Source organism: Pseudomonas grimontii, from assembly GCF_007858185.1.
Classification (GTDB): domain Bacteria; phylum Pseudomonadota; class Gammaproteobacteria; order Pseudomonadales; family Pseudomonadaceae; genus Aquipseudomonas; species Aquipseudomonas grimontii.
Genome location: NZ_VFES01000017.1, coordinates 119,516 through 131,028, shown reverse-complemented (window position 1 = coordinate 131,028; position 11,513 = coordinate 119,516). Strand labels below are relative to the sequence as shown.

The window sequence follows — 11,513 nt, the reverse complement described above, 5'->3', positions numbered from 1 at the left end:
GGTTTCGGTCGACGCCCGACGCGGGCGTCGACCTCTGGCAGGAGAGCACCCATGCGTATTTCTATCGGCCTACTGATGGCCATGCTGGCCTTTGTCGCGCATGCCGAGTCGCCCGACCCGGTCGCGCTCAAGGCGCAGCTCCAGGATTATTACTTCGATGCCGCCCGCCGTGGCGACGTCGACATGCTCAACACCTTTATCGACTCCGGATTCCCCCTCAATACCCAGGACGACAAGGGCTACACCGCGCTCATCCTCGCCGCCTACCATGGCGAAAGCGCCTACGTGGAGCGATTGCTCGCTGCCGGGGCCGATGCTTGCGTGCAGGACAACCGCGGCAACACCGCGTTGATGGGCGCGATCTTTAAGGGTGAACTGAAAATTGCCCAGCGCCTGCTGTCCACCGACTGCAACCCCGACCAACGTAACGGCGCCGGTCAGACGGCGGCCATGTACGCCGGCCTGTTCAAGCGCATTGAGTTGCTCGACGAACTCAAGGCCAAGGGCGCCGATCTCAACGCCGAAGACCCGGTCGGCAACAGTGCTTCACGGTTGGCCAGCGGTGAAATCCGGACCCCGGCGTCGCGCTGAGCTATCATCGCGGTTTTTCGGTTGGAGGTTCTCAAATGGCAAAGGCCAAGCGCATGTACGGCTGCACGGAGTGCGGCGCGACCTTTCCCAAGTGGGCCGGCCAATGCACCGAGTGTGGTGCGTGGAATACCCTGACTGAAACCATGATTGAAAGTGGCGGTGCCTCGGCCCCCACCGGCCGCGCCGGCTGGACCGGGCAACAGGCGCAGATCAAGACCCTGGCTGAGGTCAGCGTCGAAGAGATCCCGCGTTTCTCGACGGCTTCCGGTGAGCTGGATCGGGTCCTGGGTGGCGGCCTGGTGGACGGCTCGGTGGTGCTGATTGGCGGCGACCCCGGCATCGGCAAATCGACGATTCTGCTGCAAACCCTGTGCAGCATCGCCAGCCGTATGCCGGCGCTGTATGTCACCGGCGAAGAATCCCAGCAACAGGTGGCTATGCGCGCCCGCCGCCTCGGTTTGCCCCAGGACCAGTTGCGGGTGATGACCGAAACCTGCATCGAAAGCATCATCGCCACGGCCCGGATCGAAAAACCCAAGGTCATGGTGATCGACTCGATCCAGACGATTTTCACCGAGCAACTGCAATCGGCGCCCGGTGGTGTTTCCCAGGTGCGCGAGAGTGCGGCGTTGCTGGTGCGCTACGCCAAGCAGAGCGGCACGGCGATCTTCCTGGTCGGCCACGTCACCAAGGAAGGCGCGCTGGCCGGGCCACGGGTGTTGGAGCATATGGTCGACACCGTGCTGTATTTCGAAGGCGAGTCCGATGGTCGTTTGCGTTTGCTGCGGGCGGTGAAGAACCGTTTCGGCGCGGTGAACGAACTGGGCGTGTTCGCCATGACTGACCGGGGGCTGAAAGAAGTTTCCAACCCCTCGGCTATTTTCCTCACCCGTGCCCAGGAAGAAGTACCAGGCAGCGTGGTCATGGCGACGTGGGAAGGTACCCGGCCGATGCTGGTGGAAGTCCAGGCGCTGGTGGATGACAGCCATTTGGCCAACCCTCGTCGCGTCACTCTGGGCCTGGATCAAAACCGCCTGGCGATGCTGTTGGCGGTGTTGCACCGCCATGGGGGGATCCCGACCCATGACCAGGACGTGTTCCTCAACGTGGTAGGTGGGGTCAAGGTGCTGGAAACCGCGTCCGACCTGGCGTTGATGGCGGCGGTGATGTCCAGCCTGCGTAACCGGCCATTGCCCCACGACCTGCTGGTGTTCGGTGAGGTGGGCCTGTCCGGCGAAGTGCGCCCGGTGCCCAGCGGTCAGGAACGCTTGAAGGAGGCGGCCAAGCACGGCTTCAAGCGCGCGATCGTGCCCAAGGGCAATGCGCCGAAGGAAATGCCGCCAGGATTGCAGGTGATTGGGGTCACCCGCCTGGAACAGGCGTTGGATGCCTTGTTCGAGTAATCACCAACGCCGCAAAACCAATGTGGGTTGTTAGATCTCCAGCAGCGCCGACAACTCCCGGTGCAGTTCTTCTTCATCTCCAAGGTTCAGCTCGATAAGCCGCTTTAAGTGGCTGATCGAGTCCAGGTCGATGTCTGTGCACACAAACCCCAGTTGGCCATCGGCTTCGTGGGTCAGCCGAACTTGCATCTTTATATGAGCCTTGGGATCCAGGCGTATGTCGACGGCGAACGGCAGCGCTTTATTCCCCTTCCAATCTTCAGGCCGTTGCGCCAACAGGCCCTTGAGCGACAAATCCACCAATTGCACCGGCCATTCCTTATCGCCTTGCCGAAGTTCGGTCTTGGCATCAAAGGCAATTCGACGAAAACGGCGGCGATCAGACGCTTGCTCGGTCATGGTGAAACCCTCTGTGGATAAAAGGATTGTAGCCGTGCGCCATCATTGGGCGGTTTTTTCTGCTTTTTTTGCCGTTGCAAGGCTCTAGACCAACGTAGGGGGGTGGCCTTTAAGGCCAGTAGCGCTAAACTCCGGATGGCTGTCCTTTCTGTCCACCCTGGCTGGAATATAAAAATGAAAAATAATAATAGCCTGCTACGCCACTTACCCTGGCTGGTGCTGGCAATCGTAGGAGCGTGCGCCCTGGGCGTAGTGGCCTTGCGCCGAGGCGAGGCGATCAACGCCTTGTGGATCGTGGTCGCTGCCGTGGCCATTTATCTGGTTGCTTATCGCTACTACAGCCTGTTCATCGCTAACAACGTGATGCAACTCGATCCACGGCGGGCCACCCCCGCAGTGGTCAACAATGACGGTCTGGACTATGTGCCGACCAACAAACACATCCTTTTCGGTCACCACTTTGCGGCGATTGCCGGTGCAGGCCCCTTGGTCGGCCCGGTACTGGCGGCGCAAATGGGCTACCTGCCCGGCACGCTCTGGCTGATTGCCGGCGTGGTGCTGGCTGGTGCGGTGCAGGACTTCATGGTCCTGTTCCTGTCTACTCGTCGCAACGGCCGTTCCCTGGGGGACATGGTCCGCGAAGAGATGGGCCGTATCCCGGGGACCATCGCGCTGTTCGGCTGCTTCCTGATCATGATCATCATCCTCGCGGTGCTGGCGCTGATCGTGGTCAAGGCCTTGGCCGAGAGCCCATGGGGCATCTTCACGGTGATGGCGACCATCCCGATCGCGATGTTCATGGGCATTTACATGCGCTACATCCGCCCGGGCCGCATTGGTGAAATCTCGATCATCGGCGTGCTGTTGCTGCTCGGTTCGATCTGGCTGGGCGGGCAGATTGCCGCTGATCCGGTCTGGGCCAAGGCCTTCACGTTCACCGGGATCCAGATCACCTGGATGCTGATCGGCTACGGCTTCGTGGCAGCGGTACTGCCGGTGTGGCTGATCCTCGCGCCACGTGACTACCTCTCTACCTTCTTGAAAATCGGCACCATCATCGCCCTGGCGATTGGCATCCTGGTCACCATGCCCGACCTGAAAATGCCGGCGCTGACCCAGTTCATCGATGGTACCGGCCCGGTATGGAAGGGCGGTCTGTTCCCGTTCCTGTTCATCACCATTGCCTGTGGCGCGGTCTCGGGCTTCCACGCGCTGATTTCCTCGGGCACCACGCCCAAGCTGCTGGCCAGTGAAGGCCACGCCCGTTACATCGGTTACGGCGGCATGCTGATGGAGTCATTCGTGGCGATCATGGCGATGGTTGCCGCTTCGGTGATCGAGCCAGGCGTGTACTTCGCCATGAACAGCCCGGCGGCGATTGTCGGCGCCGACGTGGTCACCGTGGCGCAAACCGTCAGCAGCTGGGGGTTTGCAATTACCCCTGAGGCGTTGTCGGCCGTGGCCCATGACATCGGTGAAACCACCATCCTGGCGCGTGCCGGTGGTGCGCCGACGTTGGCGGTGGGTATCGCGCAGATCCTGCACAGTGTGTTGCCGGGTGAAAACACCATGGCGTTCTGGTATCACTTTGCGATCCTGTTCGAGGCGCTGTTCATCCTGACGGCGGTTGACGCCGGTACCCGTGCCGGTCGCTTCATGCTGCAGGACTTGTTGGGTTCCTTCGTACCGGCGCTCAAGCGCACCGAATCCTGGACCGCCAACCTGATCGCGACCGCCGGTTGCGTGGCCATGTGGGGTTACCTGCTGTACCAGGGCGTGATCGACCCGCTGGGCGGCATCAACACCTTGTGGCCGCTGTTCGGTATCTCCAACCAGATGCTGGCCGGTATCGCGCTGATGCTCGCCACCGTTGTGCTGATCAAAATGAAACGCCAACGCTACATCTGGGTGACCATGGTGCCGGCGGTATGGCTGCTGATCTGCACCACCACCGCAGGCTTCATCAAGCTGTTCGACGCCAACCCGGCGATCGGCTTCCTGTCGCTGGCGAAGAAATACAGCGATGCCCTGGCTAACGGCCAGATTCTGGCCCCGGCCAAGAGCATCGACCAGATGCAGCACGTGATCTGGAACGCCTACACCAACGCAACGCTGACGGCGCTGTTCCTGTTCGTGGTGTTCAGCATCCTGTTCTATGCGCTCAAGGTCGGTGTCGCCGCCTGGGGCAACAAAGAGCGTACGGATAAAGAAGCCCCGTTCCAGGCCGTACCGGACGCATAACCGAGGATTGCAAACATGTTCAATGACATCAGTCGCCTCGGTAAATACCTCGGTCAGGCCGCACGCCTGATGGTCGGCATGCCCGACTACGACACGTACGTCGAGCATATGCAAACCAAGCACCCGGACAAGCCGATGATGGACTACAAGGCGTTCTTCCGTGAACGCCAGGAGGCCCGTTACGGCGGCAAGGGTGGGCCCAAGTGCTGTTGACCCGGTAGTTCGGGCTGGCGGTGATCTACTGTGGGAGGGGGCTTGCCCCCGATAGCGGTGTCTCAGTGACACATAAGTGCCTGACACACTGCTATCGGGGGCAAGCCCCCTCCCACATTTGTTTTGTGTTCCTTCAGTTAATAAGGAGAACTGTTTTTGTCCTCTCCCATTCCCGTCACCGTCCTCAGCGGCTTTCTCGGCGCCGGCAAGACCACCTTGTTGCGCCATCTGCTCAAGGCCGAACACGGCTTGAAAATCGCCGTGATCGAAAACGAATTCAGCGATGCCGGTATCGACACCCAGTTGTTGGGCACCGAGCCAGTGCAAGTCATGACCCTGTCCAACGGTTGCGTGTGCTGCACCATTCACACCGACCTGACCAAGGCCCTCTATCTGCTGCTCGAACGCCTGGACAGCGGCGAGATCGCCTTCGACCGCCTGGTGATCGAGTGCACCGGCCTGGCCGACCCGGCGCCGGTGGCCCAAACCTTTTTCATCGATGAGGAACTGCGCGAGCGCTACATCCTCGACGGCATCATCACCCTGGTGGATGCGGCCCACGCCGAGCACCACCTGACCCAAACCATCGCCCAGGCGCAGATCGGTTTCGCCGACCGGCTGCTGGTGAGCAAGCGTGACCTGGTGGACGACGCCACCTTCGAGGCGCTCAGTGAACGCCTCACACGCATCAACCGCCGCGCGCCGATTCGCGTGGTCGAGCACGGCAAGATTGACTTGGCCGAACTGCTCGATGTGCGTGGTTTCAACCTCAACGCCGGCATGAGCCTGCGCCCGGTGAGCAAGGCGCCGTCCATCGACCGTATATCCAGCCTGGTGCTGCGCACCGACCAGCCGCTGGATATCGACCGTCTCAGTGAGTTCATGAACGAACTGCTGGAAGACCATGGCAAGCAGCTGCTGCGCTACAAGGGCGTGCTCAACATCGCCGGCGAAGACCGCCGCATGGTGTTCCAGGGCGTGCTCAAACTCTATGGTTTCGACTGGGATACCGAGTGGGCCGAGGGTGAGGTGCGGGAAAGTGTGATCGTGTTTATTGCCGATGAGTTGCCGGAAGACAAAATCCGCGAAGGCTTTGCCAAGGTTTACCAACAACAGGCATAAAAAAGCCCGGCTCAAGGGCCGGGCTTCTTAGTCAAGCAACTGCAATCAAGCGCCGTATACCGGCAGTTTTTTGCAGATGGCCTTGACCTTCTCACGTACCGCGTCGATCACGGCTTCGTTGTTCAGGTCGGCCAGGATGTCGCAGATCCAGCCAGCCAGCTCCTTGCACTCTGCTTCTTTAAAGCCACGAGTGGTCACAGCCGGGGTGCCGAAGCGCAGGCCGGAGGTGACGAACGGCGAACGTGGGTCGTTCGGCACGGAGTTTTTGTTCACGGTGATGAAGGCTTTGCCCAGGGCAGCGTCAGCATCTTTACCGGAAATGTCCTGCTTGATCAGCGACAGCAGGAACAGGTGGTTTTCAGTACCGCCGGACACCACGTCAAAACCGCGTTCGATGAACACGCTGGCCATGGTCTGGGCGTTTTTCACCACTTGTTGCTGGTAGGTCTTGAACTCAGGCTGCAGTGCTTCCTTGAAGCAGATCGCCTTGGCGGCGATCACGTGTTCCAGTGGGCCACCCTGGGCGCCTGGGAATACGGCGGAGTTCAGCTTCTTCTCGATCTCGGCGTTGGCGCGAGCCAGGATCAGGCCGCCACGTGGACCGCGCAGGGTCTTGTGGGTGGTGGTGGTGACCACGTCAGCGAACGGCACCGGGTTCGGGTAGACGCCAGCGGCGACCAGACCAGCCACGTGAGCCATGTCGACGAACAGGTAGGCGCCAACCTTGTCGGCGATCGCACGGAAGCGCGGGAAGTCCAGGATCTGCGAGTAGGCAGAGAAACCGGCCACGATCATTTTTGGCTTGTGCTCGACCGCCAGGCGCTCGACTTCGTCGTAGTCGATCAGGCCGTTGGCATCGATGCCGTATTGAACGGCGTTGTACAGCTTGCCGGAGGAGGAAACGCTGGCGCCGTGGGTCAGGTGACCGCCGTGGGCCAGGCTCATGCCCAGGATGGTGTCGCCGCCTTGCAGCAGGGCCAGGTAGACGGCGCTGTTGGCTTGGGAGCCGGCGTGGGGCTGGACGTTGGCGTAATCGGCGCCGAACAGTTCTTTTGCACGGTCGATGGCCAGTTGCTCAACCACGTCGACGTATTCGCAGCCACCGTAGTAGCGCTTGCCTGGGTAGCCTTCGGCGTACTTGTTGGTCAGAACCGAACCTTGAGCCTCCATCACCGCAGGGCTGGTGTAGTTTTCCGAAGCGATCAGCTCAATGTGCTCTTCCTGGCGCACGGCTTCTTGCTCCATGGCGGCGAAGAGATCGGCGTCGTACTTGGCAATAGTCAAATCACGGCTGAACATGGCGGTCCTCAAGGATCGGGGGCAGAAAAGGAGGGCATTCTAACCCAATGGGTTTTAGATGGCATATGAAAGGACATCATGTCGCGGACAAGTGGGGCTCATCTCGGGATGGGTGGTGACTGTGCCGGCCTCATCGGGGGCAAGCCCCCTCCCACCTTTTGACTTGTGAATACATTCAAATGTGGGAGGGGGCTTGCCCCCGATGAGGCCATAAGCCCCACCACAACATTTCAATCGAACATGAACAGCGCATCATTGCTGAACTGCGCCTCGAACCGATGTGCCGGCATCGGCCGCCCGAACAGATAACCCTGCACCTCGTCGCAACCGTGTTCGCGCAGGAAGTCCAGTTGCTCATGGGTTTCCACGCCTTCGGCGATCACCGCCAGGTTCAGGCTGTGGGCCATGGCGATAATGGCGCGGGCGATTTGCGCATCCTGTTCGCCGGATGGCAAGCCATCGACGAAGGTGCGGTCGATTTTCAGCACGTCGATGGGGAATTGCTTGAGGTAGTTGAGTGACGAATAGCCGGTACCAAAGTCGTCCACCGCGATGCTCAGGCCCAGGTTTTTCAGGCTGTCGAGGATGTGCATGGCTTCGTTGACTTCGCGCATCAGGATACTTTCGGTCAGCTCCAGCTCCAGGCACGCCGGTGGCAGGCCGGTGTCCTTGAGGATGGTGGCGATGCGCGTGCCCAGTTGGCCGTCGGAGAACTGCCGCGCGGAGATGTTCACCGAGACTTTCGGCACCCGCACCTTGTTCTGGTGCCAGGTCTTGAGCTGGCGACAGGCTTCGCTGATCACCCAGTCACCCACGTCCACTACCAGGCCCAACTCTTCGAGCACCGGAATGAAGTCTCCCGGCGGCACCAGCCCACGGCGTGGATGGCGCCAGCGCAGCAGCGCTTCGGCGCCGGTCAGGCGTTTGCCGTCGCCGCTGAATTGCGGCTGGTAATAGAGCACGAATTCGTCCTGGTCCAGCGCATGGCGCAGGTCGCTTTCCAGTTCCAGGCGTTCCAGGGCGCTGGCGTTCATGTCGGCCTGGTAGAACTGGAAGTTGTTCTTGCCACGTTCCTTGGCGTGATACATCGCGGTGTCGGCGTTCTTCATCAGCTGGCTCAGCTCGTTGCCGTCCTGCGGGCTGAGGGCAATGCCGATACTGGCGGTCACAAAGAACTCGCGACCCTCCAGCACAAACGGTTTCACCAGGCTGGCCAAAATCTGCTCGGCCACGTGGATCGCACGGTTCAGCGCCATTTCGCGGCTGACCCGCGGTTGCAGCAGCAAGGTGAACTCGTCGCCGCCCATGCGCGCCACGGTGTCGTCTTCGGCCACGCAGCCCAGCAGGCGGGTGGCCATTTCCTTGAGCATGCGGTCGCCGGCGGCGTGGCCCAGGGAGTCGTTGATCGGCTTGAAGCGGTCGAGGTCGAGGAACATCAGCACCACCCACGACTTCTGCCGCTCGGCCGACTGCAACGCGGTGTGCAGGCGGTCCTGGAACAAGGTGCGGTTGGGCAGGTGGGTCAGGGCGTCGTAATAGGCCAGGCGGTGGATGCGCTGTTCGCTGGCCTTGCGTTCGCTGATATCGCTGAAGAAGCACACATAACTGGCCAGGTCGCCTTCATCGTCGAACACCGCCGTAATGCCGACCCAGGCCGGGTAATGCTCGCCATTACGGCGCTTGAGCCACACTTCGCCTTCCCAGGTGCTGTGCTGGTGCAGTTGCTTGAGCACGTAGCGCAGGTGGGCTTCCTGCTGTTCGTCGACGGTGAGCATGTTCGGCAACTGGTCGAGTACATCGCTCACCGCATAACCGCTGACCCGGCTGAACGCCTCGTTGGCCTGCACGATATAACCGGCCGGGTCGGTGATCAGGATCGCCGACGTGGAGTGCTCGAATACGGTGGCGGCCATGCGCAGGTCTTTTTCGGCACGGCGTTGCTGGCTGATGTCGCGGCCCACGCCGAGGATGCCCTCGAAGGCGCCGTGCTCATCCCACACCAGCACCAGGCGCAGCTCGATCGGCACCTTGCGGCCATCGGCGCGCAGGCAGTCGAACAGGAACAATTGGGTCTGCACTTGATCGCGCAGTTTATTCAGCGCCTCGGGATCGCCCAGTGCGCGGCTGACCTGTTCCACCAGGCTATAGATGCCGGTCAGTTGCTGCGGGTTGGCGATGATCGACTGCCAGCCATTCTTGAACACCCAGTCCACGTCGTAACCCAGCACGGCGTTGACCGACGGGCTGACGTAGTTCAGGGCCAGTTGGCTGTCGGTGGAGCAGATCACGTCGCTGATGCTTTCGGCCAGCATGCGGTAGCGCTGTTCGCTGTCGCGCAGGGACTCGCTGGCTTCGATCTGGTCGGTGATGTCCTTGGCCACACCGATGATGCGCGTGACTTGCGCCGTCTTGTCCCGCGCCAGGGCCTGCTCGCGAATATCAAAGCGCCGCCATTGGTTATTGCGATGGCGAAAGCGCAACTGGCAGTGCAGCTGCGTCGTGTAGCCGACCTGGCGTTGCTGTTGGCGCAAGTCGTGGTAATGCTCGGCGTCTTCGGGGTGCAGCAGGATTTCCCAGAAATACTCGCCCATTTGCTGCAGTTCGGCCTTGGTATAGCCGAGGGTGTGGCCCAGATGGTGGTTGCTGAAGATCATGCGCTGGCTGATCACGTCCTGCACATACAGGTGGTCGGGTACGGTACGGACCACGTCCGACCAGAAGCTTTCACGCTCCACCAGTGACAGTTCGATCAGCTTGCGGCTGGTGATGTCGCTGATGCTGAGGATCACCGCCTTGAAGTCGTCCTGCTGCTCCGGCAGGCGCATCACCAGCCACAGGTATTGCTCGTTGCCGGCTGCATCCTTGAGCTGGATTTCCAACTCAAGCTGATTTTGTTCGGTCAGCACCGCTTCGAGTATCTGATGACCGATGGACGTGGTGTTGCGCGGGCAATCATCGATCAGTCGTTCCCAAGCCTCCTCGCACGAACCCACTCTCAGCAGGCGCACCGCCACCTGGTTGATCTCGGTGATGCGCAGTTCGGTGAGCAGCTGTCGGCACTCTTCGGGGGTGTTTTGCAGCCAGGCGTGCAGTTGCTCGCGGGTCTGCAAGTGCGCCTTGCCAAAGAATGCATTCAGGCCCGACAGGTCAAGTACGCACAGGGCGACGCCGGTGCCTTCGAAAATATCCTGATACCGCCGCCGGCCTTCATGTACCTGGCGCTGGCGGCGACGCATATTCAGCAGCACGATCACGGGGATCAACGAGAAGGCCAGGCCCAGCAGGCATTTACCGATAAATGCCGGCAGCAGTTGTTCCAGCACGGCTGCGCGGTCGAACATCCCGCGCAACTGCCAGTCGCTTTTGCTCAGGGGCGTGACCAGCACGCTTTTATTCAGGTCATCCGGGGTCAGGGCACCGGTCCATTGCGCCGGCATGCCGCCGTCACGGCTGACCACACGGTGGTTCACGCGGTTCTCGATGGCCCACATGGGGCGCTGGCCCTGGCTGTCCTGGCGCGTCAGGTTGACCAGGTAGGCGGGTGCCAGGCGCAGCGCCCAGTACATCCTTGAGCCGCCGCTGGGCTGGTGCAGCAGCAGATAGATGAGGGTGCCGTCGTTGTTATTGCTCAAGTAGTAGGATTGGCCGTGGCTGCGCTGCACCAACTCTTCCAGAAAGGCGCTGTCCTGGCTGTCATTGGCGCTGTCGCTGATCATCGCGCCGCTCGGCGCGAGCAGGGCGATGCTGCGCAGTTCCGGCAGGGAACGCTGTAGCGTGCGCGTCAAGGCTTGTTGCTGTTCGATGTCGCGCGGCGGCTCGACCATCGGTAGCAGGTTCAGGGCAATTTTTGCGCTCAGGGCCATGTTCAGGCTGATCTGTTCAGCCAGGTCGGCGCTGTAGTCGATGGTGTATTGCTGTTGGTTTTTCTGGTTTTGCTGCAGCTGGTCCAGCAGTTGCCAGAACAATAATGCGAGCAGCATGAGGACAAGCGTCGCCAATGCGCCTTTGAGGGTGCCGTGCAGGGGCGTTCCCGGCGCTACATGAGCGGCGCGCAAGGGAGTTGGCGGCGTGACTTTGGACAAGCTGTGATCCTGCGGTTTGGCTGGACTGGCGCGCGACGTGCACTATAAGCCGGACGCCCGAAGGGCGGCTAGCATGCCTTGACTTGTGGCAAAGTGCCAGCCCTGCTTGGCTGGACTGACCAAGCGCATTGAGGTAGCTTTGCCGGTTACGCGGGGGCGTTCC

At 61.1% G+C, this 11,513-nt stretch carries 8 protein-coding genes; 5 read left to right on the top strand and 3 right to left on the bottom strand.

Going from position 1 to position 11,513, the window contains the following annotated elements; translation table 11 throughout:
* The first annotated feature begins 51 nt into the window (after positions 1-51).
* Positions 52-591: an ankyrin repeat domain-containing protein gene (locus tag FIV39_RS24305; protein WP_090399638.1), complete on the top strand. Its 540-nt coding sequence runs from the start codon at positions 52-54 to the stop codon at positions 589-591.
* A gap of 35 nt (positions 592-626) precedes the next feature.
* On the top strand, positions 627-1,994 hold the full coding sequence (radA, locus tag FIV39_RS24300) for a DNA repair protein RadA (protein ID WP_024077502.1): 1,368 nt from the start codon (positions 627-629) through the stop codon (positions 1,992-1,994).
* 30 nt (positions 1,995-2,024) lie between these two features.
* Here radA and FIV39_RS24295 read toward each other — a convergent pair whose 3' ends face one another.
* Positions 2,025-2,393, bottom strand: coding sequence for a PilZ domain-containing protein (locus FIV39_RS24295; protein WP_090399640.1), 369 nt, complete (start codon positions 2,391-2,393; stop codon positions 2,025-2,027).
* 174 nt (positions 2,394-2,567) lie between these two features.
* Here FIV39_RS24295 and FIV39_RS24290 point away from each other — a divergent pair, with 174 nt between their 5' ends.
* From FIV39_RS24290 to yjiA, 3 genes are all read left to right on the top strand, one after another.
* Positions 2,568-4,634: a carbon starvation CstA family protein gene (locus tag FIV39_RS24290; protein ID WP_090399642.1), complete on the top strand. Its 2,067-nt coding sequence runs from the start codon at positions 2,568-2,570 to the stop codon at positions 4,632-4,634.
* Positions 4,635-4,649: 15 nt separating this feature from the next.
* Complete coding sequence (locus FIV39_RS24285) at positions 4,650-4,847, top strand: YbdD/YjiX family protein (protein WP_003176208.1); 198 nt, start codon at positions 4,650-4,652, stop codon at positions 4,845-4,847.
* A gap of 156 nt (positions 4,848-5,003) precedes the next feature.
* Positions 5,004-5,969, top strand: a complete 966-nt coding sequence (gene yjiA, locus FIV39_RS24280) for a GTPase (RefSeq protein WP_090399644.1) — start codon at positions 5,004-5,006, stop codon at positions 5,967-5,969.
* A 45-nt stretch (positions 5,970-6,014) separates the two neighbouring features.
* Here yjiA and glyA read toward each other — a convergent pair whose 3' ends face one another.
* On the bottom strand, positions 6,015-7,268 hold the full coding sequence (gene glyA, locus FIV39_RS24275) for a serine hydroxymethyltransferase (protein WP_053137906.1): 1,254 nt from the start codon (positions 7,266-7,268) through the stop codon (positions 6,015-6,017).
* A 230-nt stretch (positions 7,269-7,498) separates the two neighbouring features.
* Positions 7,499-11,350, bottom strand: coding sequence for a bifunctional diguanylate cyclase/phosphodiesterase (locus FIV39_RS24270; protein WP_090399646.1), 3,852 nt, complete (start codon positions 11,348-11,350; stop codon positions 7,499-7,501).
* Between the last annotated feature and the right edge of the window lie 163 nt (positions 11,351-11,513).